The organism is Streptomonospora sediminis, from assembly GCF_054778995.1.
This window is the reverse complement of sequence record NZ_BAAGYZ010000129.1, coordinates 1-23,754: the sequence shown is the minus strand read 5'-3', so window position 1 is coordinate 23,754 and position 23,754 is coordinate 1. Positions and strand designations below refer to the sequence as shown.

At 71.9% G+C, this 23,754-nt stretch carries 21 protein-coding genes and 1 pseudogene; 12 read left to right on the top strand and 10 right to left on the bottom strand.

The genetic code is table 11. The features are described 5' to 3' along the window. Positions 1-57 precede the first annotated feature (57 nt). From ACYVD5_RS25785 to ACYVD5_RS25770, 4 genes and pseudogenes are all read right to left on the bottom strand, one after another. Complete coding sequence (locus tag ACYVD5_RS25785; RefSeq protein ID WP_461003744.1) at positions 58-735, bottom strand: DedA family protein; 678 nt, start codon at positions 733-735, stop codon at positions 58-60. A gap of 474 nt (positions 736-1,209) precedes the next feature. After that, a complete protein-coding gene (locus tag ACYVD5_RS25780; RefSeq protein ID WP_461003743.1) occupies positions 1,210-2,433 on the bottom strand; it encodes a cytochrome P450 in 1,224 nt (407 codons plus the stop codon). A 736-nt stretch (positions 2,434-3,169) separates the two neighbouring features. Then, a pseudogene (locus tag ACYVD5_RS25775) lies at positions 3,170-3,382 on the bottom strand (helix-turn-helix domain-containing protein); the annotation flags it as partial. 20 nt (positions 3,383-3,402) lie between these two features. Next, positions 3,403-4,257: a helix-turn-helix transcriptional regulator gene (locus ACYVD5_RS25770; RefSeq protein ID WP_461003742.1), complete on the bottom strand. Its 855-nt coding sequence runs from the start codon at positions 4,255-4,257 to the stop codon at positions 3,403-3,405. Between the two features lie 169 nt (positions 4,258-4,426). On the opposite strand from ACYVD5_RS25770, the gene ACYVD5_RS25765 reads away from it, so the two are divergent. The 3 genes from ACYVD5_RS25765 (at position 4,427) to ACYVD5_RS25755 (ending at position 6,974) form a co-directional block, all read left to right on the top strand. Further along, on the top strand, positions 4,427-4,846 hold the full coding sequence (locus ACYVD5_RS25765) for a nuclear transport factor 2 family protein (RefSeq protein WP_461003741.1): 420 nt from the start codon (positions 4,427-4,429) through the stop codon (positions 4,844-4,846). A 471-nt stretch (positions 4,847-5,317) separates the two neighbouring features. Further along, positions 5,318-5,926 (top strand): helix-turn-helix domain-containing protein, encoded by a 609-nt coding sequence (locus tag ACYVD5_RS25760; protein ID WP_461003740.1) that lies wholly within the window; start codon positions 5,318-5,320, stop codon positions 5,924-5,926. Positions 5,927-6,104: 178 nt separating this feature from the next. Next, positions 6,105-6,974 carry a class I SAM-dependent methyltransferase gene (locus ACYVD5_RS25755; RefSeq protein WP_461003739.1) on the top strand — a complete coding sequence of 290 codons (870 nt, stop codon included), beginning with the start codon at positions 6,105-6,107 and terminating at the stop codon, positions 6,972-6,974. A 157-nt stretch (positions 6,975-7,131) separates the two neighbouring features. On the opposite strand, the gene ACYVD5_RS25750 is transcribed toward ACYVD5_RS25755, so the two are convergent. Further along, the gene (locus ACYVD5_RS25750) at positions 7,132-7,599 is read right to left on the bottom strand and encodes a TetR/AcrR family transcriptional regulator C-terminal domain-containing protein (RefSeq protein ID WP_461003738.1); all 468 of its coding nucleotides are present in this window, start codon (positions 7,597-7,599) and stop codon (positions 7,132-7,134) included. Positions 7,600-7,745: 146 nt separating this feature from the next. Here ACYVD5_RS25750 and ACYVD5_RS25745 point away from each other — a divergent pair, with 146 nt between their 5' ends. Together ACYVD5_RS25745 and ACYVD5_RS25740 are read left to right on the top strand one after the other, a co-directional pair. Further along, a complete protein-coding gene (locus ACYVD5_RS25745; protein ID WP_461003737.1) occupies positions 7,746-8,438 on the top strand; it encodes an RDD family protein in 693 nt (230 codons plus the stop codon). Positions 8,439-8,545: 107 nt separating this feature from the next. Further along, complete coding sequence (locus tag ACYVD5_RS25740) at positions 8,546-8,938, top strand: VOC family protein (RefSeq protein WP_461003736.1); 393 nt, start codon at positions 8,546-8,548, stop codon at positions 8,936-8,938. A gap of 77 nt (positions 8,939-9,015) precedes the next feature. On the opposite strand, the gene ACYVD5_RS25735 is transcribed toward ACYVD5_RS25740, so the two are convergent. From ACYVD5_RS25735 to ACYVD5_RS25720, 4 genes are all read right to left on the bottom strand, one after another. Then, positions 9,016-10,011, bottom strand: a complete 996-nt coding sequence (locus ACYVD5_RS25735; protein WP_461003735.1) for a winged helix-turn-helix domain-containing protein — start codon at positions 10,009-10,011, stop codon at positions 9,016-9,018. 286 nt (positions 10,012-10,297) lie between these two features. After that, complete coding sequence (locus ACYVD5_RS25730; RefSeq protein ID WP_461003734.1) at positions 10,298-13,429, bottom strand: type 2 lanthipeptide synthetase LanM family protein; 3,132 nt, start codon at positions 13,427-13,429, stop codon at positions 10,298-10,300. 88 nt (positions 13,430-13,517) lie between these two features. Further along, positions 13,518-15,608 carry a cysteine peptidase family C39 domain-containing protein gene (locus ACYVD5_RS25725; RefSeq protein WP_461003733.1) on the bottom strand — a complete coding sequence of 697 codons (2,091 nt, stop codon included), beginning with the start codon at positions 15,606-15,608 and terminating at the stop codon, positions 13,518-13,520. A 145-nt stretch (positions 15,609-15,753) separates the two neighbouring features. After that, a complete protein-coding gene (locus ACYVD5_RS25720) occupies positions 15,754-15,975 on the bottom strand; it encodes a hypothetical protein (protein ID WP_461003732.1) in 222 nt (73 codons plus the stop codon). Positions 15,976-16,354: 379 nt separating this feature from the next. Here ACYVD5_RS25720 and ACYVD5_RS25715 point away from each other — a divergent pair, with 379 nt between their 5' ends. The 4 genes from ACYVD5_RS25715 to ACYVD5_RS25700 all read left to right on the top strand — a co-directional run bounded on the left by ACYVD5_RS25715 (position 16,355) and on the right by ACYVD5_RS25700 (position 20,071). After that, entirely contained in the window at positions 16,355-17,272 is a 918-nt protein-coding gene (locus tag ACYVD5_RS25715; RefSeq protein ID WP_461003731.1) for an ABC transporter ATP-binding protein, read from the top strand. A gap of 66 nt (positions 17,273-17,338) precedes the next feature. Beyond that, positions 17,339-18,034: an ABC transporter permease gene (locus tag ACYVD5_RS25710; RefSeq protein WP_461003730.1), complete on the top strand. Its 696-nt coding sequence runs from the start codon at positions 17,339-17,341 to the stop codon at positions 18,032-18,034. Positions 18,035-18,036: 2 nt separating this feature from the next. Next, positions 18,037-19,437 carry a sensor histidine kinase gene (locus ACYVD5_RS25705; RefSeq protein ID WP_461003729.1) on the top strand — a complete coding sequence of 467 codons (1,401 nt, stop codon included), beginning with the start codon at positions 18,037-18,039 and terminating at the stop codon, positions 19,435-19,437. Then, on the top strand, positions 19,430-20,071 hold the full coding sequence (locus tag ACYVD5_RS25700) for a response regulator (protein ID WP_461003728.1): 642 nt from the start codon (positions 19,430-19,432) through the stop codon (positions 20,069-20,071). The genes ACYVD5_RS25705 and ACYVD5_RS25700 overlap by 8 nt, the downstream gene beginning before the upstream one ends. Positions 20,072-20,102: 31 nt before the next feature. Here ACYVD5_RS25700 and ACYVD5_RS25695 read toward each other — a convergent pair whose 3' ends face one another. Next, the gene (locus ACYVD5_RS25695; RefSeq protein ID WP_461003727.1) at positions 20,103-20,309 is read right to left on the bottom strand and encodes a hypothetical protein; all 207 of its coding nucleotides are present in this window, start codon (positions 20,307-20,309) and stop codon (positions 20,103-20,105) included. A gap of 86 nt (positions 20,310-20,395) precedes the next feature. Here ACYVD5_RS25695 and ACYVD5_RS25690 point away from each other — a divergent pair, with 86 nt between their 5' ends. From ACYVD5_RS25690 to ACYVD5_RS25680, 3 genes are all read left to right on the top strand, one after another. Next, positions 20,396-21,673, top strand: a complete 1,278-nt coding sequence (locus ACYVD5_RS25690) for a sensor histidine kinase (RefSeq protein ID WP_461003726.1) — start codon at positions 20,396-20,398, stop codon at positions 21,671-21,673. Next, complete coding sequence (locus ACYVD5_RS25685) at positions 21,661-22,308, top strand: LuxR C-terminal-related transcriptional regulator (protein WP_461003725.1); 648 nt, start codon at positions 21,661-21,663, stop codon at positions 22,306-22,308. The genes ACYVD5_RS25690 and ACYVD5_RS25685 overlap by 13 nt, the downstream gene beginning before the upstream one ends. Before the next feature lie 421 nt (positions 22,309-22,729). Continuing rightward, positions 22,730-23,638: a CPBP family intramembrane glutamic endopeptidase gene (locus tag ACYVD5_RS25680; RefSeq protein WP_461003724.1), complete on the top strand. Its 909-nt coding sequence runs from the start codon at positions 22,730-22,732 to the stop codon at positions 23,636-23,638. The last annotated feature ends 116 nt before the right edge of the window (positions 23,639-23,754 follow it).

The following is a 23,754-nucleotide window of genomic DNA, read 5'->3' as shown; positions in this document are numbered from 1 at the left end:
AGGACGGGGCGCAGGCGGCCGGCGGCGGCGCGACCGGGCCGGGCGGCGCTGGGCAGTTCACTGAGCCGTATTTGTGACCCCGGGGTCGGACGTTTCGGACGGGGACGGCTGGGCGATCGCGGACTCTGCCGCACGGCGGCGCCGCCGCCGTACGCCGAAGCGCACCGCTTCGGTGACGATGCCGATACCGGCGGAGAATCCCACGCCGATCGTGACCGCCAGTAGGTGGTTGCCGGCGAAGGTCTCGCCGGCGACGAAGCCGACCAGTCCCGAGTACAGCGCCCATAGGGCGGCGGCCAACGCGGCGAATGCGCTGAACCGGGCAAGGGGATACTCCAGAGTCCCGGCGGTGAGCGTCGTCGCGGTGCGTCCTCCGGGCACGAAGCGCAGCGCCACGATCATCAGCCCGCCGCGTTGCCGCAGCGCAGCGGACCCCCATTCCAGGGCGGCGCGGCCCCTCTTGCCCGGGAGCAGGCGCGCGGTGGCGCGGGTGCCGAGCAGGCGCCCGATCGCGTAGGCGACATGGTCGCCGATGAAGGCGCCCGCCGCCGCCACCGCGATCGCGGCCGCCAGGTTCGTATCACCGGAAGCGGCCAGCGAGCCTGCGGCGATGACCGTCGTCTCGCTGGGAACCACGGGGAAGAACGCGTCGAGCACGCAGACCAGGAAGATTGCCACCAGCGCCCACGGCGACGCCATGGCCCCGGAGATCATCTCGTTGATGGCATCAACCACGGCGGGCCGCCGTTTCGGCCGTCGCCGGCGGGCGCACTCGGGCGGCCCCGGCAGGAGGTCGGGCGGTTGCGGTGCCCCGGGGGCGGTGCGAGGGGAGTTCGGGCATGGTCAGCACACTATGGGCGGTGCCGCACCCGCCGCGATGGTGTCGGCGCCCGAAACATTGTGGTGGTGTCCCCACCGTGCCTGGGCGCGGGCGCCCCCGGGTAAGCCGGTGTGGTGGTGTCCCCACCGTGCCTGGGCGCGGGCGCCCCCGGGTAAGCCGGTGTGGCGGTGTCCCCACCGTGCCTGGGCGCGGGCGCGGGCGCCCCCGGGTAAGCCGGTGTGGCGGTGTCCCCACCGTGCCTGGGCGCGGGCGCGGGCGCCCCCGGGTAAGCCGGTGTGGCGGTGTCCCCACCGCTTCCGGCCATTGGCCGTGGGTCGGCGGGGACCGGCCCGGCGGTGCCGGTCCCCGCCGACCCGGCCGTGACCGCCTCAGCCTGGTGCGGGTGCGCCGTGCGGGTGCACCAGCAGCCGTTTGGGGTGGGTCATCAGCCAACTCTCCACCGGTGCCGCGGCTTCGGCGGCGGTATGCCCGGTGTCCAGGGCGAGGCCGGGGAAACGGTGGAACAGGCGCGGCAGGGCCACGTTGAGTTCCAGGCGCGCCAGCGGGGCGCCGAGGCACAGGTGGGGGCCGTGGCCGAAGGCCAAGTGGCCGCGGGGCTCGCGGCCCACGTCGAAAGTATCGGGGTCCTGCCAGATATCGCCGTCGAGCGCCGCCGCGGCGTAGGCCAGCAGCAGCATCTCGCCCTCCCGCAGAGGCACGCCGGCCAGTTCGGTGTCGCGGGTGGTGAACACCGCCGGCAGCAGGCTCACCGACGAGTAGCGGCGCAGGATCTCCTCGACCGCTGCCGTCCACTCCACCTCGCCGCCGGTAACCCGCCGCAGCTGGTCGGGGTGGGACAGCAGCGCGCGGACACCGTTGGCCAGCGTGCCCATCGTGGTCTCGAAACCCGCGATGACCAGCAGGAAGACGTTGGAGACCAGTTGGGAGTCGGTGAGGTGCTCCTCGCCGCCGGCCGTGGCCAGCGCGCTCACCAGATCGTCACCGGGGTCGGCGCGCTTGCCGGCGACCAGGCCGCCCAGGAATTCCCGCGCATCGGCGTACACACCGGCATCGGTCACTTCGAATACGCGGCGGGCGATGTCGGCGAGGACCGGCGCCTCGTCGTCGCCGATGCCGAGCAGGCCGACCAGCACCCCCACGGTCAGCGGCCAGGCGAACCGGTCCTTGATGTCGACGGTTTCGGCGCCGTCCAGTTCCGCAAGGAGGTCGGCGGTGAGCCGTTCCACTTGCGGGCGCAGTGCCTCCACCCGCCGCCGGGTGAAGTGTGTCTGCATGGGTTTGCGCAAGTCGGCGTGCTCGGCGCCGTTCTTGGTGAGCAGGCTGCCGATGCCGCCGCCGACCAGCCGCGCCAGCGCGCCGTCCGGGTCGATCTCGCCGTCGCGCAGTGCCCGCCAGTGGTTGCCCGCGGCCCCGCGGATGAAGGTGCCGGTACGGTCGGCGAGCACGTCCCGCAGCGCCTCGTGGTGGGTGACGGCCAGTGCCCGCACCCCGGCCAGGTCCACTTCGGCCACCGGCCCGGCCGCGTGGAGAGCGTGCGCGGTCGCGTTCCGGTCGAGGTCTCGGGGGTCGATGGCGATGCGCTGAGTTGCCACGGGGCTCCTTCGCGACTGCGGTGGGGGTGCGGGGGTGCCAGTGGGGTGCAGAGGGCGGTGTGCGGGTGCCGGCTCTTGCAGTTCTTCCAGCTCTTATGATTGTTCAGCTTCTTGCGGATCTTGCGGATCTTGCGGAATGCGGATTACGGGGCTGCGGGGACCCGGCCGGCAATAGCTAGCAACGGCCCCCGAACGGTGGCGCTGGGGCAGGGCGACGGCCCGGCCCCGTGCCGCCGGAAAAAGTCTGTCGAATTCACCGGCCATTGCGCAACCCACGCGGTTCGCCGCCATATCCGCCGGTTTTATTGCGCTGTTGGCCTGCGTGTTTGATCCGTGTGTCTGCAGTGGTCAATGGGGCCGGTGCGGCGGAATGCTCGGATTTCGTCCGGTCGCCGGAATAGTGCTCCCGCAGTGTCCCGCATTTCGCCGCCCGCCGGGCCCGGGTCCGCTGGGTGGCCGTTCGGGCATTGAGCCTTGCCAACCTGTTCACGGGGCGGCGAGCATGAGGGTCTGAACTGCGGCGACGAGTTCGGAGGCCCGGCAGGGGCAGGAACGGATCTTGCGTAGGACACGCCAGTTCTTCAACTCGGCGTTGACCCGCTCACCCGGTCCCCGCTGCCGGGCGTGGGCGGTGTTGACCTCTTTCTTTCTGCGCCCGTGACCGCCGCCGGTAGCGGCCGGTGTCGGGGTCGCTGCGTCGGCGGCGCTGTGGGACCCGGATCGCCGGGCCGCCGCCTTGGTAGGCGGTGGAGGTGCCGATCGTGAAGCCGCAGGCCAGGTCGGCGTAGGTTTCGCCTTTGCTTGGGTAGGCGATCGCGAGCAGGGCTTGGCGGCCGGCCGAAAGCCGTCGCCACCGGGTTCCGAGGTGTTTGCGGTGGCGGCGCAGCGCGTCGGCGAGCACGCCGAGCGCGCGGCTGGACACATTCATCCCGGAGGGGCAGGACAGCACGTGGAGCTGGTTTACAAGGCTCAGTCTCGCTCGATCCGCCGAGAGCCTTGGTCCACGAGGCTGCCCAACGCTTGTATACCTTGCTCAGACGCCCCACCAGTAGGTATGTCGCAGATGAGAAGGTGTTGGCCGTGCGCGTCCGGGATGTCGAAGCTGTGGTATTCGAGAGTGATCCGGCCAATTTTAGGGTGGTCGACCGTCTTTACCTGGTGACCTTTGCCGATGACCGCGTGCGTTTTCCACATGCGCGCGAAATCGGTGCTGGATTCGAGGAGTTCATCCACGACGGCCTCAACGCGCGCACGTGAGGCGGACTTGCCCCATGCTTGACGGAGCGAGCCGACGGCATCCGATGCAATTCGTTCCCAATCAATAAAGAAGTTGACTCCCTCAGGGTCAAGGAATACCATTCGGGCGAAATTATCCTGAAATCCGAACTCAGAATGCAGTACCTGCCCAAGTGAGTTTGCAGAAAGGATGTCCTGAGCGTCGTTGTAGACGAACGCGGGGTTCTGCGGCCAACGATCCATGAGCCTGCGGAGCGACTCCGAAACGGATCGATTTCCATGGGCGGCGCCCTGGGCGGGATCTGCTCCGGCAAGACGGTATAAATGAAGACGTTCATCAGTGCTGAGTTGTAAGACGTGGCTCAGTGAGCTCAATAGCTGCGGCGAGGGATGTTTCTCTCGTCCTTGTTCCAGGCGGGTGTAGTAGTCAACGCTGACGCCGGCCAAGGTCGCGACTTCCTCCCGCCGGAGCCCGCTGACTCGCCGCTGCCCTCTTGGTAACCCGGCGGCCTCGGGGTCGACAGCGCCCCGCCGGATGCGCAGATACGCGCCCAACTCCGTCCTCGCCCTCAGGCTTGCTGCCGTCATGAAACCGATAGTAGCGCGCGGATGTGCAGCAGCGAGGGGGTGTATCACACCCATGCGCAACGCGGCCTGTCACGTCGGCTTGGCCGCGAATAGCTTCGCATCAGGTGCCGCCGGGTGCCCTGGCGGATGAGTCCGCCACGACAGAGCGAAGCTATCGATGGGGACATACATGTCTTACTCGTCGCAAGAAGAAAAGAATCTTCAGATCGTCAGAGACGCCTTGCTGGAAGGAGAGCGCGACTTCACGAAGTTCTTTGCCAAGATCTTTACGGCCGAAACGGAATGGGAGGTCGCGGGGCATGGGCCTGTTGCCGGATTTTACCACGGCCTGAAGGATCTGCATGAGAATGCCGAGGCCGCGCTGTTCGACAGGCTCCAAGGGCCGCTGGCGATCGAGACGCGGGGTCTGTGGGCCGATGGAGACGAAATCATCGCCCGGATTGACAGCACAGGGACCGCGGCCGATGGTGAGCCCTATAGCAACGGCTATCTCTATATTCTCACCATGAAGGATGGGAAGGTGGTTTCTGGTGTCGAATGGCTCGACCTCCACGCCTACTACGAGATTGTCGATCGGGTTCGCCTGTGAACTAGCCAGGTATTGCGGGTCGTGACGTTGGTGTCGACTGGCGGAGCATGACGAGTGGAGACGGGGCTTTCGGCGGCAGGATGAGAAGTACGACCGACTCGTCCGACAAACAGGAAGCCCCGTCCATACATAACCGTAATGCCCCGCTGTCTGCCGAGGGCGTCGCGCGTTGCCAGACGCGATCGATCGCTCACGTTGTCGCCGACGTGGGGATCTCGTGCCCGTCGATGAGGGCGAAGTCGATGATGGGGGCGAAGGCGTCCAAGGGCGAAGATGCCGGCGGCCGCCGCTGATGTGTAGGCGCGGGTGGCGTCGAACTCCACGCCGGATCCCAGAGCAGCCGAACAGGGTCCGGAGATTCCGGAGATGCGGTGGCCCATGCAATCGGTCCGGCGCTGCAGGGCGGTTGTCCGCAGCCATCGGGGCCCGCACTCCGGATTCTCCGGCCGTTTGCCCGAACGGCATAACATTATGGCCATGACGCAAGGCAATCACGAGTTGGACAGCCTGGTACGCAAACGGATCCGCGGCCTGCGGGTGGCACAGGGCTGGTCGCTGGAGGGCCTGGCCGCCCGCGCCCGGCTCAGCCAGTCCACCCTCAGCCGGATCGAGAACGGTCAGCGCCGCCTCGCACTGGACCAGCTGGTCGCGCTCGCCCGCGCCTTGGACACCTCGCTGGACCAGCTCGTCGAGACCGCCGCCGACGACATCGTCTCCAACCCGTCCCACGATGGGGCCCACGGGATGATGAGGTGGCCCATCAGAGCCGACCCCGGCACGACCGTCGTGCGCCAGCGCATGGTCGACCCGCCACCGGAAAGCCCATCGCGCATGCGCGCGCACCCGGGCCGCGAATGGTTCGTCGTGCTCTCCGGCACTGTGGTGCTGCTGCTGGGCAACCGGCGCTTCCGCGTCGAGACCAACCAGGCCGCGGAGTTCCCCACGATGCTGCCGCACGCCATCGGCACCGCGGGCGGCCCGAGCGAGATCCTGGGCATCTTCGACCGCGACGCCCGCCGCAGCCATCAGAGCGGCGAGGGCACCGGCGACACGGCGGATCCTTCGCGGCGAACCAGGTGATCCGGGTGCCGGGCGCGGGCGGCGGCTCCCGGGTGCGGCCACCCGGCACGGCCCGGAGCGCGCCACCGGATCCGGGTAATCGGCGGCACTTGCGCGTCCTGCAACCCAGCCGATGGTCTTCTTGCGCATTCGGGGAACCTTCGTGCGTTTGGCGCATACCCCGCTTAGCGTGAGCGCCATGACCAACGAATCCCCGTGCGCAGCGCACGGCCGCACCCACCATGTTCACCAGCACGTGCCCGCCAACAGCGACCATGCGGAAATCCTCGACCTGGACGCCGAAGTCCTCGATGAGCACACCGCCTCCATCACCGCATGGCTGCCCGTCGGGGCCGAACCGCGCCGCATCGTCGACCTGGGCTGCGGAACCGGGGCAGGCACGCTCGCGCTGCTCGCACGTTTCCCTGCGGCAGAGGTGACCGCCGTCGACTCCTCGGCCGAACATCTGCACCGCCTGCGGGAGAAGGCCGCGGCCGACGGTGCGGCCGACCGGGTGCACACCGTGCAGGCCGACCTCGACGCGGAGTGGCCCGAACTCGGCACGCCCGAACTGGTCTGGGCGTCGGCCTCGCTGCACCACATGGCCGACCCCGACAGCACCCTGCGCCGGGTCCGCGACATGCTCGCGCCCGGCGGGCTGTTCGCCGTCGTCGAGCTGGCCGGCTTCCCCCGCTTCCTGCCCGAAGACGCGCCGGAAGACCGGCCCGGCCTGGAAGAACGCTGCCATGCCGCGTTGTCCCACTGGCAAGCCGAGCATGTTCCGCACCGCGGTGCCGACTGGGGCCCCAAGCTGGCCGCGGCCGGGTTCACCGTCGAGGGCGAGCGCACGATCGCGGTCAACGTGGCGGGCTCCAGCACCGAGGCGGTCGGCCGCTATGCGCACACCAGCTTCCAGCGCATACGCGGCAGCCTGGCCCCCGTGCTGCCGGCCGCGGACCTGGCCGCAGTGGACCGGCTGCTCGACACCGCAAGCCCGGACGGCTTCCTGCGCCGGGGCGATGTCGCGGTACGCACCGAGCGCACCGTCTGGGCCGCACGCCGCCCCTGAAACCCGGCGGCCGGGGCCGGGCTGGGACGGGCCGGATGCGTGCGTCTCCACCGGCGCCTGCCACCGGCCGCATTCGCCCTGCCTCTGCCGCGGCCGCCCGGACGCTTCGGCCCGCTGCTCGGGGAGGCGGGGCGCCGGTAACGCAGCGGAAGCCGCGTTATCGGCGCCGGCGTCTGCGGATGCGGTAGGCCCGTTGTTGGCAGGCGCGGGAGCAGTAGTCCCGCGGGCGGCCCTGCCGGCCCGGCCCGACGGGCGCTCCGCATACCGCGCACTCTTTTTCATCACGTGTTACGTCACGGACAAGGCTCTCAATTCCGTCGAGCACCCGTTGGAGACCGAACTCGAAGGGATCCAGCGACGCGTCAAACGCGCCGTCCCGGTACAGGCGGGTCAGCGCGGGATACCGCTCCAGGCGGGCGAACAGCGAGTCGCGGTCGCCCCACCACTGCTCGTCGGCGACCCCGGTGCGCCGTTCGGTGAGCGCTGCTGCCGCCGCCTGCCGCGCGGTGCTGTCAACGAAGCCGCCGACGAGGTTCACCGATGCCACGACCTGCGCCGGCGGAGGGCACGAGGGGCCGGAAACGGGCCGGTCGGAGACGTAGCCGGCGCGGGTCGCCGGCGCCAAAACGGAACAACTTCCCGGCGGCGGGATCCGGTACGGCCATTCGGATACTCCTGCGTGCCCGGGCCCGGTTTCCGCAAAAGCGGCTTCTCTTCGTCCTCGGCGCCTGACAGAATCCGGTTCGCCCCCGAATACAGAACCGGAATCCGATGAGCTCCCCTTACGAATACGAACAGCAACCGCAGCAGCCCCACCAGCAGCCGGGCAGCGGTCCGCAGTACCCCGCTGCCGGCTACGGTCCGCCCGGATACCAGCAGGGTGCCCCGGGGCAACCGCAGTTCGCCCCCGCCTACCAGCAGCCGCAGCAGCCTCCCCACCCGCCGTACCCGCCGCAGCCCCAGCCCGGGTACGGCGCCGGCGGCACCCAGCGGGCGAACCAATACGGGGCGGCGACCGTGCTCTTCCGGTGGTTGGCGTTCGGCATCGACATCGCGGTCACCTTCGGGATGCTCTTCGGCGGCTGGTTCGTGCTGATGCTGACCAGCGCGGGGATCTCCGCGGCGGTGGGCGACGAGGAGGGCACCGTGATGGCGGTGTGCGCGCTGGTGTCGATTGCGCTGCTGCTGGTGGCGACGTTCTGCTACCACTGGCTGCCGGTGGCCAAGCGGGGCCAGACCCTGGGCAAACGCATCGCCCAGATCAAGGTCGTCGACGCCGCGACCGGCGAGCGGCCGTCGTCCGGGAAGGCGGCGTGGCGTGCGCTGGTGATGGCGGCGCTGACCCTGCCGTGCTACCTCGGGCTGGCCATCAGCCTGATGATGATGCTGCGCGATGAGCGGACCTATCTCGGGCTGCAGGACAAGGCCGCGGGCACCCGTGTAGTGGCGGCCGAACGGGTCTGAGCCGGGCGCCGCCGGGCGGGCGGCTGGCTGCCCGCGGTGGCCGCCGACGGCCGCAGTGGCCGGGGCGGGGCGTTCACGGCCCCGCTGTTCAGCAGGAAGGCTCAGATATGACCAGTAAGTTCACCGAGCTTGCCATCGACTGCGCGGATCCCAGCGGGCTCGCCCGGTTCTGGTGCTCGGTCCTCGGCTACGAGGTGCAGGACCAGGACCAAGAGGACGGAGTCGTCATGATCGGCCCGCCCGAGGTACCCGAGGGCAAAGGCCGCCGCGGCCCGGTGCCGCCGGCGTTGACCTTCGCGCGCGTGCCGGAGGGCAAGACCGGCAAGAACCGGCTCCACCTCGACGTCAACCCCACCGACACCGATCGGGACACAGAGGTCCGCCGCCTGCTCGCCCTGGGTGCCCGGCACGCCGACGTCGGCCAGGGCGACGACAGCTGGGTTGTACTCGCCGACCCGGAGGGCAACGAGTTCTGCGTCCTTGCGGGCCGCCACCCCTGACCGGCCGGCAAAGGGGCGCAAACCCCCGCCAGGCCGCCAACGCAGCCCGACCGCCGCCGCCCCGGCCGGCCGCTCCTCTACTGGGCCGCCGTCTCGTAGGCCTCCAGCAGCAGGTCGCCGCGGCGGGTGCGGGCGATGCTGACCCTGCGGCCCTGCCGGCGGCGGTCGATGAGACCGGCCTTGGCCAGTTGAGTGCAGTGGTGGGTGGCGGTGGGTGCGCTGCAGGTGAGCAGGGCCGGGACCGCGCTCATGGGTGTTTCGCGGTCCAGGCAGCGCAGCAGGCGGGCGCGCATCGGTGTCAGCAGCGCGTCGAGCTGTGCCGCCGTCCGTGCCGCTGCGCGGTCGTCGGCGGACGGCGCCAGGGGATAGCCGAACCAGAGCACGTCGCAGCGGTCGAGGTTGCAGGGGGCCGACTCGGGGCGGCCGATCATGGGTGTCAGTACCACGCGGCGCCCGGAGGCGCTGAGTTCGACGGGATCTGCGTCGGGGAACTCCAAGGTGGTGCCGCGCAGCATGCCGCGGGGGTGGGTGGCGGCCAGCGCCACATCGGCGCAGCCGCGGGCCATGGCGGTGCCGATCCGCTGGGCCTCGCGCTCCCGCTGTCCGGCACTGCGCTGCCATGGGCCTTGCAGGTGGTGGCCGATGTCCGCGAAGGCGTCGGCCACCTGGGAAATCCATCGGCGCGGATTGCGCAGGACCCGCTGCCAGTGAGTGGGCGGTGCGCCGGGCGCGAAGGTGAGTTCGAGATCGGCGCGTACCTGCGCACCGCTCAGCGAACGCAGTCGGTCGAGTTCGTCCGCCAAGGAAACGTCGCGGACGGGGTCGCCGGGGCTGAGGCAATCCGGGCACAGCGAGTGGCCGGGCGCCACGATCGGGAAAAGGGCGCGCTGGGCGGCCGGCGGTAGGGAGGCGACGACCTCGGCGGCGCGGGAGTTGCATCCGGCGCCGATCCGGGCCCGCATGCCGTCGCAGGCCAGGGCGAAGACGCTGGCGTAGAGGTTGAAGGCGACGCCCACGCGGACCTCCGCAGGGCTGCCGAAGTCCACGCGGGTGCGGCCGTTCTCAGAGCGCACGCAGACCGTCCCATCTGCTCGTCCGGCGCGCTCAGGAGCAAGGAGCGCCCAACCGTTGCCCAGGGCGCCTGCTGCGTCGGCGCACGGCCGTGGAATGCGCAGGCCCGCCCCCTTCCTCGTACCATTCTCACGGCGTCGGCTGGAACGCGGTTGAAGATCACTTGTGCCGGCGGATGGCGGCGCTTCGGCAGGGCGGACCGGGCCGCTGCGCGCCGTGGACGGCCGGAAACCGCGGGGCCGGCCCGGCGTGCGGGGTCCCGCGGTTTCCCGTGTCCGGTGCCGCCGGTCAGGTCTCCAGCGTGAGGACGTCGGGAACGGAGGGGTCGCGGGTGGCGGCGAGCCAGTAGGCCAAGCCGCCGACACCGGTCATCAGGCCGGGCAGGTGCACGGACGGGGCCATACCGGTTTCGAACTCCGGCTGCGGGCCGGCCATGACGGCGTCAGGCCCGCCGCGGTCGCCGATCACCCGGCGCACGCGGGCGTCGGCGTCGGCGACCATCTCGTCGCCGGTGGCGCCGCGGTGCCGGAGCCGGGCCGCGATGAGGGCATTGCCCAACAGGCCGTGGCAGAGGTTGAGCGACTCGCCCGGTTCGCTGTTGCGCAGCAAATCCAGCGCTGCCCCCAACCCCGGGCCGCCGTCCGCCAAGGGCCACGCGGCCCGGGCCAGCGCGATACCGGGAGCGCCGTGGCACCAGGCCGCCATCGTGGTCGTATCGTCGTCGGCGGCCCGCAGATCCGGCCACACACCGCCGCGCCGGTGGGCGTCGTCCCAGCGGAAGGTGTCCGCGGCCAGGTCCGTGTCGGCCGCGCGCGCCAGGCCGTGCTCGCCCGCTCGGGCGAGGGCGTAGAGCGCGCCGGCGGAACCGTGTGCGAAACCGATCAGCGACGTATCATTCGGAGCCATCGGCCAGTGCGCACCGGTTCCGTCGACCTGCGCGTGTGAGCGCAGCATCTCCGCCGCCGTTGCGGCCGCGGCCCGCAGGCGCTGGGCCCACTGGGCCTGGGGGAGCAGGTCCAGCGTGCCGGTTGCGGCCAGTACCGTGCCCGCTGCGCCGCTGACCACGTCCATGGTGCCGTCCGGGGCGCGCTCGACCAGGTCGAGCAGGCCCTCGGCCGCGGACCCGAGCGGAGCTCCGTGGCGGGCGGCGAGGACCGTTTCGGCCCACAGCACGCCGCCGGCGCCGCCGTGCGCTCCGTGGGAGGGGGTCGCGTTTCGGAGCACCTGGCGCGCAGACGAGGCCTGGACCTCCAGTGCGAAGCCGCGGTGTTCGGGCAGGTCATAGGCTGCGCCCAGTTCGGCGAGTGCGACCGCGATGCCCGACAGCCCGTCGTAGAGCGCGGGTCCCGGAGAATGCATGATCCAGCGCAGCGGTTCGCGGACCGTGGTGCCAAGGGTGAGGAACTCGCCGTCCCGGGAGTACACGCAGTGGCGGATCCGGTCGGCGACCCGGGCCGCCAGCCGCCGCTCGGCCGCATCCGACCAGTTCAGCAGCTGTGCGCCGGCGGCCCGGTCCGATCGGGGCCGGGTGGTCGGCGCGTCGGCGGGCGCCGCCGGGGCCGCGGTCTCGAAGGAGTTGACCGGCGTGCCGGCGGTCGTGCCGCGCGCCCGTTCGCAGGCGAAGGACAGCCCGATCACCGTGCACTGGAATGCCAGGTCGGCTTCTCCGGCGCGCTCCAGGCGGCGCCGCAGGCGGCCGGCGGCGTCGTCTGCGAAGTAGTCGCGGATGACCGTTCCGTCCGTGCAGTGCACGTCGCGGCTTCCGCCGGAGTGGCGGAAGTAGGGGATGTCGCCGTTGGCCAGGTCGGCGTGTTCGTGTGCCATCAGCCGCGCCAGCGCGGGGTAGGTCTTCACCGTCGTCCACAGGCTCGACAACACGATGTCGGGTCCCAGCGGGTCGCGCAGTACGTTGGGGTGGGTGCTGCCGTTCAGCTTCGCGCCGTAGGTGCGGGTGGGCCGCGGCACGTACCGCAGGGTCACCGACTCGGCGCGGTCGATCAGCCGCGCCAGCCCGCCCTGCCGCCACATCGCCACCACCCCCCGGTAGGCGGTGCGGTAGCCCTCGACGAAGTCCTGCTCGTACCCGGCGACCGAGTTGCGGTCCCGGGTCCCCCGCGGGGCGTTGGTGCCGTGCGCGGGCAGTTCGAAATCGCGCATCTCATAGCGGGGGCCGCGGCCGTTGTCGACCAGTTGGCGCGTCTGCAGGTTCGCCGGCTCGATACCGCCGGCCAGGGCGCTGATCTCGGCGTTGCGTGCGCTGGGGTCGAAGCCGGGCAGGATCAGCAGGTTGGCCACCGAGTCGCTGATGGCCGATGCGTCCGGCGGGTATGTTCCGTCGCCGTTGCCGTCGTGCGGCGGTGTCAGAGCGGCGGTCAGCAGTGTCTCGCAGTCGATGACCGCGGGACGGTCGCCGACCGCCACGATGTTCTCGTAGTGCAGGTCGATGGAGCAGATCAGGGTCGTGACGGCGGCCAGCGCACCCAGGTTGCGGTAGTAGCGGGCCGGGTCGGCCTCCTCGCTGTTGCGCAGAAACTCCTGCCAGCCGTAGGTGCCGCGGTCCAGGGTCCGGGCGCAGTGCACGTCGGCGGCTCCGCGTTCCCGCAGCAGGGAGCACAGGTCGGCCCACCATTGGTCGACGCCGGCGGGGCGCGGCTTGTACATGAGTACGGTGCCGTCGGCGAACGTGATGCGGTGCGTGGTCCGGCCGCGGTTGTGCCGGTCGCCGAGCGCGCCGGACAGCGAGGCCACGTCGGTCTCGGCGGCGATGCCGAAGGTGTCGGACAGCAGCGGGCGGTCGGCGGCCAGCCGGTCGAGCAGCTCCCTGCGGGCGTCGGCCCACCCGGAGGCGACGGCCCGGCAGTAGGGCTCCAGGCGCGGGTACTCGGCCAGCAGGCGGGCGATGCCCTCCGGGGTGCGCAGTTCGGCGAGCAGGGCGGCCTGCCGGTCCGGGAACCGGTCCTCGCCGACCCCGTGCAGGCTGAGGTGCAGGTGCAGCACGACGGTGCGGGCGGTCGTCTCGGCGCACAGCCGGGCGGCCTCCGCAATCGTCTCGTGCTCCGGGGCACCCGGCGGCACCAGGTCGCCGAGGGAGCCCTCGCCCAGGGCCAGCGCAAGGAACCACGGCAGCAGCGCGTTCTGCGGGCTGATCTCGGCCTGGAGCGGGTCCGGCAGTGTCTCCGGTGGCGCCGGCGGCGGCAGCGGCACCGCGGGCCCGTTGCGGGTTGCCGGCGTGCGCCGGATCTCGGCGGCCCACTGCTCGGCTTCAGCGCGGTCGGTGAACCAGCTCAGGTCGGCAAGGGAGAGGCCGGGAACCCGTTCGGGCGCGGCAAAGGCGGCGGGTGCCTCGGCGAGTTCCGCCAGTGCCGGCGTGGCGGGGGCGGGCCGGCCGGCGGCGGGGTGGGGGTGGTGCAGAGCTGACATGGTCGGGCCTTCCGGGCTCGGTGGTTACTGGGACCGGGGCGGGTCGGCGCGAGGCTGCCCGGACCGGCGCGGACCGGCGCGGACCGCATCAGGCGGGCTCGGCGGCGACCGGAGCGCGGGTCAGATCGACCACCCGGTCGGCCGCCCCGGCGAGCCGCTCGTCGTGGGTGGCGGCGATGACCGCGGTCGGCAGCGAACCCAGGCAGCGCAGTACGGCGGTGGCCGAGTCCCGGTCCAATCCGGCGGTGGGTTCGTCGACCAGCAGGACCGTCGGGCGCCGCAGCAGCGCGCGCACCAGCGCCACCTTGCGCCGCTGCCCCGCCGACAGTTCCGGGCACCGCGGCGAGAGCGCCGACGCCAGGCCGTCGGGCAGCGCGTCGATGATGGACTCCGCGCCGATGGCCGCGAAACCCGCTCGGATCTCGTCGTTGCCGATCGGCAGGCCGGCGGCGACCATCGCGCCCAGCGGCCCGCCCGGCAACATGGGTTCCTGGGCGACGAGCGCGGTGGAGCCGCCCCGCCCCGGGATGTCGGGACCGCCGGGTGCCGCGCCGTAACCGACCGACCCGGCCGCCGGCCGGGTCAGCCCGGCCAGGGTGCGCAGCAGCGTCGTCTTGCCGCACCCCGACGGGCCGACGAGGGCGACGAACTCGCCGTGCCCGATTCGCAGGTCGAGGCCCTCGACCACCGGCTCGGCGGCGCCGGGAGGGGTGCACGCCAGGCCCTGCACGGCCGCAGCGGGTTCCCCGGCGGTGCCGGCCGCGGCGCGCCCGAATTCGGGCGGCTGCCAGGGCTGCGGTTGCATCTCGCGCCCGGCCTCCCACTTCACGGCGGCCGGGGCCATTTCAAAGTAGCGCTGCAGGTCGTTGACGAGGGGGACGAACGCGCTGACCGTGACAATGGCGACCATGTTCAACCCCAGGGCCAGCGGAAGCGACAGGTCCCCGGCGGTGATCCGCTCGTGGGTCAGCGCCAGCAGCGCCATGGGGACCACGAGCGAGACCACCCGCTGCACCGCGGTGCCCGCAGCGGTGTAGCGGCGCCGGTGTGAAGCGCGGTCGAGCCAGTCCGCGCCGGCCCGCCGCCACTGGTCGAGCAGCCAGCCGTCCGCCCGGATCGCCCGGTGGTCCTCCAGCGCTTCGACGGCGACCCCCGTCTGCGCACCGAAGGCGCGGAACTCCTCCATCTCCGCGTGCGAGGCGTCGGCCTGGCGCCGGCCCAGCCACACCGCCAAGGCGCAGGCCGCGGCCGAGATCGCCGCCGCGGCAAGGAAGAACACCGGTTCGAACGCGAGGAGGAAACCGAATCCCAGCGCCGCGGTCATCAGGGAGCCGATCGCCGACAGCGCCGACGTGGCCGCGGGCTCGTGCGCCGTCGGCGCTTCGATCAGTTCGTGCGACACTTCGTGCGCCGAGCGCTGCGCCACAAAAAACGGATCGAGGGTACGCAGCCGGCCGGCGAGGTGGTGGACGCGCCCGGCCTGGGACCGGTCCTGCGCGCGCCGCCCGGCCAGTTCGCGGGCAGCCGCGAACCCGGCGAACAGGCCGATCGCCAGCAGCAACCCCGCGCCGACCAGTACCCCGTCGGCGATGGGGGCTCCGGCAATGAGCTTGCGGTAGAAGTACTGGGTTGCCGCGGCGGGCAGGAACACGGCGGCGGAGGCGAGCAGCAGCACCGGCAGCAACCGGCGCCACGGGCCGCGCGCCCCGTCGGCGCCGCCGAACAGGCGCCGGTGCTGATCGAGGAGCAGCGCGGCGCGCCGGCGCAGCGGGGCGCCGGGCGGGTCCACGCTGATGACGATGCCGCTGGATTCCCGTTCGAACTCGGCGGTGGAGATCTTGCGCCGCCCCGACGAGGGGTCGACCACGGTGAGGCGCTCGCGCCGCGTCGAGAACGATTCGACCACCACGTAGTGGCCGCTGGCGTAGTGCGCGATGAGCGGCAGCGGGAGGCTCTGCAGGTCGGCCGCCGCGGCCCGGAAGCCGCGGACACCGAGCCCGCTGCGGCGGCCGGCCTGGACGAGGTCGTATGCGCTGGCTCCCCGGGTGCGGCTCGGCAGTGCGGCGGCGATGGCGAGCGGGAAGGCCGCGATCCCGTACGCACGCAGCACCATGGCCAGGCAGACGGCGCCGCAATCGCGGGGGCTGCTCTGCATGAGTGCGCGCACGCGGCGGGGCATGGGTGTTCCCTTCTTCGCAGGCAGGAGCATGGAGCCGCCTGAGCGGGGCGGTGCCGGACGGCGACGGCGGCGGCAGCGGACCGAAGACCGAAGCGGTGCCGGCGGGTCCCGGTCCGCAGCACCGGCCCGGGACCCGCTCATGCGCCTAGGCGCAGTTGCAGATGGTGTTCTGGCAGGTTTCCACCGTGGGCGGTCCCGTGCTGGTGATGCCGCAGAACTCGGTCATGATGGCGGTGCAGATCGGGCCCAGTGTCGGGCTGCCGCCCTGGGCCGCGGTCAGCTCCTCTTCGCCCAGCTCCACCGGACCGATCGGGTGGTGCGGGTCGGCGTCGGTGAAGCTGACACGCAGCAGGTCGTTCGTGGACATCTGGCTCCTTTCCCTCTTCTACGCCGGAGCGCCCGGCGGCCGCACATCGGAAACGCCCGCTCCCGTTGTGCTGCGAAGTAGGGCAGGCCGTTCGGCCTGCGGCCCCGACCGGGTTCGCTCCTGGCTTCGTTGACCTCATCGGCGCCGCAGGCGCGGGTCAGTGCCCGGACGCAGTCAGGAGCTTGGCACCGCGGTTGCCGCCGGGTCCGCTCACTTAGCCGATCTTCGAAGCTTGCGGCGCCGCCCGCGGCCGCCGGCGGGGCGCCCGGCAAGGAGCGCCATCCACCGTTCGGCGGATGCGCGGGTCGGCCGGATCCGCGGCGGATCGGCGCCGGACGGGCGATTCCGCCCCGGGCCCCTGTCGGCCAGGCTTGTCGGCATGGCGATCATCGAGGTCGAAGAGATCAGCAAGAGGTACGGCGGCCGGGCGGTCCTGGACCGGGTGTCCTTCTCGGTGGAGGAGGGGGAGGTCTTCGGCCTGCTCGGTCCGAACGGGGCGGGTAAAACGACTGCGGTGGAGTGCGCGGAGGGGCTGCGGCGTCCCGGCTCCGGGGCGGTGCGGGTGCTCGGGTTCGACCCGTTCCGGCGGGGTGCGGAGCTTCGGGAGCACATCGGTGTCCAGCTCCAGCACACGCAGCTGCCCGACAACATCAAGGTGTGGGAGGTGCTCGACCTCTACGCCTCGTTCTACGCCAGGCCCCGCGACTGGCGGGCGCTGCTGGAGCGGTGGGGCCTCGCGGACAAGCGGGACGCGCGGTTCGCGAAGTTGTCCGGCGGGCAGCGGCAGCGCCTGTTCATCGCCCTGGCCTTGGTCGGCGACCCCAAGGTCGCGTTCCTCGACGAGCTCACCACCGGGCTGGACCCCCAGGCCCGCCGGGCCACCTGGGAGCTGGTCAAGCGGGTGCGCGCCGAGGGCGTGACCGTGGTCCTGGTCAGCCACTTCATGGACGAGGTCGAGGAGCTGTGCGACCGGGTCGCGGTCCTCGACCAGGGCCGTGTCGTCGCCCTCGACACTCCGGCGGGGTTGATCGACGGTGTCGACGCCGAGTACCGGATGAGCTTCCGGCTCATGGAGGGCGGCACCGCGGAGCCGGAACGCCTGCTGGGCGGCCTCGGCGGCGTGGCGTCGGTTTCCCGCACCGGTGACCTGGTCGTCGTGGCCGGCCGCGGCGACTTCGCCACCGCTGTCACCGCCGCCCTGGCCCGCGAGTCGGTACTCGTCGGCGACCTGCGCGTCGACAAGCGCACCCTCGACGACGCCTTCATCGCGCTGACCGGCCGCTCCCTGCAGGCCTGACACTTGCCCCCCGCCCCGCCGCCCGGAACGCCCCCTCACCCCTGGAACGGAAGATCCGCCGTGCAGATGCTCGCCAAACTCACCACCGTCGAGACCAAGCTGCTGGTGCGCGAGCCCGGCGCAGTGTTCACCCTGGCCATCCCCTTGTTCATCCTCGTCGTCTTCGGCGGTGCGATCGAGGAGGGCGACACGGTCCTGCTGCCGATGGCGGTCACCATGGCGATCGGCCTGGTCGGCATGTACCTGCTGCCCACGACCCTGGCCACCTACCGCGAGCGCGGCATCCTGCGCCGGCTTTCGGTGACCCCGGTCCGCCCCGCCAACCTGCTCGCCGTGCAGATCCTGCTCCAGTTGGTCCTCACCGTTGCCGCGGTCTGCCTGCTGCTCGCGGTCGGGGCCGGTTTCCTTGGAGCCGCCGCGCCCGGTGCCCTGGGGTTCCTCGCGGCCTTCCTGCTCGGTACGGCGGCGATGTTCTCCGTTGGGCTGCTCATCGCTGCGCTGGCCTCCAACGGCCGCGCCGCCAACGGTTTCGGTGTGCTGCTCTTCTTCCCGATGTCCTACCTGGGCGGACTCATGCAGCCCGCCGATCGGATGCCCGATATCCTGGCGCTCGCCGGCCGGTACACCCCGCTGGGTGCGCTGCGGCAGAGCCTGCACGAGGTCTGGAGCGGCGCGTTCCCCGCTGTGCTGCCGCTGGTCACCATGGCCGTTTACGCCGTGGTCCTCAGCCTCGTCGCGGCCCGGTTCTTCCGCTGGGAGTGAGCATGGAGACGGCGCCCGAACCCGAACCCGACCTCGACCTGCGGGAGGCGCGGCTGCGCCGCCTCGTGGGCTCCGTGCCCTACGTCCTGCTGGCGGGCTCCGCAGTCCTGACCCTGGCCACCACCGACCTCTCCCGGTCGGATCTGCTGGAGCTGCTCGGGCTGGTGGTCCTTGCGGCGGCCCTGCTGGGCGCGATGAGCGGCATGGCCCCGCACTCGGATTCCCGCCCGCGGGTGGCGGCGGCGTGCGTCGCCGCCCTGGTGGTGCTGATCGCGGCGCTCAGCACCCGCGGTGTCTGGTTCGCGGGCCTGTTCGGCTTCGTCGGCTACCTGTACTCCTGGCGGTTCCTCCGGGGCCGGTGGCGGTACGCGGGGGTGACCGCGACCGCCGCCGTCGCCGTCACCGCCTACATGGGCGGGTTGCCCGCCCCCGAACCCCTGCCGGTTCTGCTGCACCTGTCCTTCGTCGCCTGCATCGCCGTGCTGGTCGCGGCGTTCAGCCAGGTCGGCGAGGTCACCGCGGAGCGCAGCGACGAGCACCGGCGGATGGTGGAGCGGCTGCGCGAGACCATCCGGGAGAACGAAGGCCTCCACGCCCAGCTGCTGGTGCAGGCCCGCGAGGCCGGTGCGCACGACGAACGCGAGCGCATGGCCCGGGAGATCCACGACACCCTGGCCCAAGGGTTCGTCGGCATCATCACCCAGCTGCAGGCTGCCGAACGGGCCGCGGACAGGGCCGGGGGAGCGGCCGGAAGTACCGCGGAGGGCACCGGGGCCGCCGCGGGCGCCGGCGGCAGCACCGATGCGGCGGAGTGCGACCGTGCCCAGTGGCGGCTCCGGGTCGCCAACGCCGTCCGGCTGGCCCGCGACAACCTCGCGGAGGCGCGCAGGTCCGTGCACGCCCTGGGGCCGGCGCCGCTGGAGGCCGCGCCGCTGCCCGAGGCCCTGTCCGGCCTCGCGGCCGAGTGGTCGCGGCTCAACGGCGTGCGCGCCGACTTCACCGCGACCGGACCGGTCCGCCCCTTGCACGGCGAGGTCGAGGCCGTCCTGCTCCGCACCGTCCAGGAGTCCCTGGCCAACGTGGCCCGGCACGCCGGAGCCACCCGGGTGGGGGTGACCCTGTCCTACATGGAGGACCTGGTCGTGCTGGACGTGCGCGACGACGGTGCGGGTTTCGAGGCGGCGTCCGACACCCGGCCGGCCCCGGTGCCGGAGCCGCCCGCGGAGCCACCCGCCGGGCGAACACCCGGCAGCTGCGGCGCCCACGGCGGGTTCGGGCTGACGTCGATGCGGCAGCGGGTCACGCGCCTGGCGGGCATCCTGGAGATCGAGTCCGAACCCGGTGCCGGGACGGCGGTCTCGGCCGCCGTCCCGGCCGTTCCCAGGGAGGCCGCCGGTGGCTGAACCCCCCGTCCGCGTGCTCATCGCCGACGACCACCCCGTCGTCCGCGACGGCATCCGGGCCATGTTCGCCGGCGACCCGGGGTTCGAGGTGGTCGGCGAGGCCGGCGAGGGCGCGCGCGCCGTCGAGCTCGCGCGGTCCCTGGAGCCCGACGTGGTCCTCATGGATCTGCGCATGCCGGGCACGGGCGGTGTGGCGGCGATCCGCGAGCTGGCCCGGCTGGGGCTGCCCGCCCGGGTCCTGGTGCTGACCACGTATGCGACCGACAGCGATGTCGGCCCCGCCATCGAGGCCGGAGCCACCGGCTACCTCCTCAAGGACACCCTGCCCGAGGAGGTGACCCGCGCGGTCCGCCTGGCAGCGCGCGGCGAGACCGTACTCTCGCCGCTGGTGGCCAGCCGGCTGGTCGGCCGGGTCCGCGGGCCGGCCGTGTCGTTGAGCGACCGGGAACTGGAGATCCTCCGGCTCATCGCCGGCGGCTCCACCAACCGCGAGGCGGCGGCGAGCCTGTTCATCAGCGAGGCCACGGTCAAGACCCACGTCCTGCACATCTACGCCAAACTCGGCGTCAACGACCGGGCCGCCGCTGTCGCGGCGGGTTTCCGGCGCGGCCTGCTGGACCCGGGCGACGGATGACCCCGGCGAGTCGGTGCGCGCGGCCCGCGCATCACGCCCGGCCCGCGGCCCCGTTGGCGGCCGCTCCGGCCCCGTCGCGTTGCTCGTCCTCGCGGGAGAAGATGTCGATGTCGGCCTCCTCGCCGCCGACGGTCAGCGTGTCCCAGGGACCGCTGCGCGCCGGCGAACGCAAGGCGTCGCGGCGCGGCCCACCGGTCGTGGCGCCGGTCCCGGTGCGGCAGGTCGTGCTTCTCTCCAACGGCGGTAGCGGCCCGCACCGCCGCAGCATAGGGTGACCCCGGATTCGCCGGCCGTCCGCGCCGGCGGAGACCGAGGGAGGCGCAGGTGGGCGGTACCGCCGGGGCGGATGAGGTCATGTCCCCGCGGCGCCGCGCGCTCGCGGCGGTTCGCGGGGCCGGGCTCGCCACCATGTGGACGGCCGCGGGCATGGGGATCGCCGTGCTCTCCTACATCATGCTCGCGGCCGTACTCACCGTGGCGCTGCTGTGCCTGGTCGGTATCGGGCTGCTGCTCATCGGGCCGACGCTGGCGGGTGTGCGGGCCGTCGCCGACCTGGAGCGGAGGCGGCTGCGCGCGATCGGCCACCGGGTCGTCTCGCCCTACGGGGGGCCGCCGACCTCCCTGCCGGCCGCCGTGCGGAGCCTTGCCGCGCCTGAGGTCCGGCGCGATTTCGGCTGGCTGGCGTGCAACGTGACGTTCGGGATCATCGTCGCGGCTCTCGGAGTGCAGCTCGCCTACAACGTCGTGCGCTACGCTACCTTTCCGCTCTGGTGGTCGCTGGTGCCGCCGCACAAGGCCTACGCGCTGAACGGATACGTCGCGGTCGACTCCTGGCAGGATGCCTTTCTCATGGCCGCGACCGCCCCGCTCTGGGCGGCCTTGTGGCTCTTTCTCGAACCGCGGTTGATGCGGGCGCAGGCTCTACCGGGCGCGGCGCTGCTGAATCCCCATCCCGACGTGGACTTGTCGGCACGCTTGGCCGAACTCACGACGAGCCGTGCCGCCGTGCTGAGCGCCCACGCCGCCGAACTGCGCCGGATCGAGCGTGCGCTGCACGACGGCGTGCAGAACCGGCTCGTGGGAGTCGCCGTGCTTGCCGGCGTGGCGCGGCAGGCGCTGGCCCGCGACCCGGCACAGGCGGATGCCGCACTGGAGCGTATGCAGGGCTCCGTCGAGGACGCCCTAGCCGAGTTGCGGTCGGTCGTCCGCAGCATTCTGCCGCCCGTGCTCGAAGACCTCGGCCTGGAAGGCGCGCTGTCGGCACTGGCGGCAGACAGCGCGGTGCCCTGCCGGGTGACCACCGGCATAGCCGCGCGGAGCCCTGCGGCGGTGGAGGCCACGGCGTACTTCGCGGTCACCGAGGCGTTGACGAACGCCGCAAGGCACAGCGGCGCCGGCGAAGTGCTCGTGGACGTCCGGCGCACCGCCGACCGCCTTGTCGCCGTCGTGCGCGATGACGGCCGCGGCGGGGCCGACAGCGCTGCCGGTTCGGGCCTGGACGGCATCGTGCGCCGAGTGCAAGCGCTCGACGGCGAGGTCGCAATCGACAGCCCGCCGGGAGGACCGACCGTCGTGACAGTGGAGCTGCCGTGCGAATCGTGATCGCCGAGGACGACGCCCTGCTGCGGGACGGGCTGTCGCTCGTCCTGCAGGGCGCCGGATACGAGGTGCCGGCCGCCGTCTGCGATCCGGACGGGTTCGCCACCGCGGTCGACACCCACCGGCCGGACGTCGCGTTAGTGGACGTGCGGATGCCGCCCACCCATACCGACGAGGGAATCCGCGCCGCGATGGCGGCCCGGCGCGCCCACCCGGGGCTGGCCGTACTCGTGCTGTCGGCCTACGTGGAGCAGAGCTTTGCCACCGACCTGCTCGCCGAGGGCGCCGACCGCGTCGGCTACCTCCTCAAGGAGCGCGTGGGTCGGGTCGACACCTTCCTGGCGGCCCTGCAACGGGTGGCGTCGGGCGGCACGGCGATCGACCCCGAGGTCATCACCCAACTGTTCCGACGGCAATCGACCGGCCACCTGGACCGGTTGAGCGCTCGGGAGCACGAAGTACTGGCGAGAATGGCCGAAGGACTGGGCAATACCGCCATCGCCGAGCAGTTGTCCATCACCGATAATGCGGTGCACAAGCACATTCGCAATATCTTCACGAAGCTGCAGCTGCCTCCCGATAGCCGTACCGACCGCAGGGTCGCCGCAGTCCTGCGCTATCTAGAACACAATAAATGACCGGCGGCCGCCTGCGGCGGGTCCGGTCGGCGATGATCCACCGGGTGCGCCTGACGGCGCCGCCTGAGCGCGTCTGCTGACCGCCCGCTGTGCACCGCATGGCCTTGGCCGCATGCGCCGTTCCGCCGCGGGACCGCCCGCTGAGAACCCTGGCCTGTGGGCGCCGGGTCAGGCCGCTCGCAGGGACGGCCGGTGAGCCGGCGGTCCGGTCCGGTCGGAGCCTGGCCGATCGGGCCTGGTCGGCTGGGCCTGGTCAGCTGGAGGTGTCCGAAGGCCCCGCTTCCAGCGGCGCGCGGCCATCGGGGGACAGAAGGCACCCGTTCCCGCGGACGGCAAACCGGTGGAGTACAGCCTGCTGTACCCGAAACGCACCGGTTCGCATCATGGGAATCGTTGCACGATTCTTCGTACGCTGAGTGCCATGCCGATAAGAATTCGTTTCCAGAAAATGGTCTCCCGGGGTCCCCTAATCAGTTTTTTCGTGCTGGCCTGCGGAATGAGCTGGCTGTTCTGGGTGCCGTATGTGCTCGGCCAGGACGGCATCGGGATCCTGCCGTTCCACGTCCCGAAATTCGGTGGAAGCAGCATGGTGCTCGGTGTCATGCCCGGTGCTTTCATCGGGCCGATCACCGCAGCGTTCACGGTCACCGCGGTCGCGGAAGGCAGGAGCGGACTGCGGACGTGGCGTGCCCGGCTGATCCACTGGCGCACCGGAGTGCGGTGGTACGGATTCGCCGTCATCGCCATCCCCGCCACGTTGGTGCTCAGCGTCCTGCTGCTGCCAGGGGCGGCGGCGGAGCTACGGCTCCCTTCGGCGACGGTACTGATGACGTACGCGGCGGTGGTCGTCGTCCAGTTCTGCACCTCCGCGCTGGCTGAGGAACCGGGATGGCGGGACTTCGCGCTGCCGCGGCTTCAGGACAGGCACGGTCCGGTGCTCGGCACCGTCGTACTCGGGCTGTGCTGGGCCGGGTGGCACCTGCCGTTGTTCCTCACCACGTGGGGCGACGGTGCCGGCCTCCTCGGGATCGCCGTGTTCATCGTCTTCTGCGTCGCCTTGAGCCTGGTGATCACGTGGGTCTTCAACAGGACCGGCCAGAGTGTTCCGGTGGCCATGCTGCTGCATGCCGCCGTCAACGCCCACAGCGTGGTCCTGCAGTCGGCGTTCTATCCGGAACTCGACGTCGGGTACACGTTCGGCGGCGGCATCAACGCTTTCGCCATGGCGCTGGTCGCGCTCGCACTCATCGCCGCCACGCGGGGCCGCCTGGGTTACCGGCTGGCGGAGCGCTCGCCGGAGCCGGCGGCGCCGTCCCGAATCCGCGAGTGAGGCGGCTCAGCGACCGGATCGCCGCCGCAGGCGAAGAACACGCGGCCGTGCGCTCGTTATGTCGGGTTCCCGGCGATGATCATCAATGCCGGGAAGTTAGGGCGGTGGATCCATTG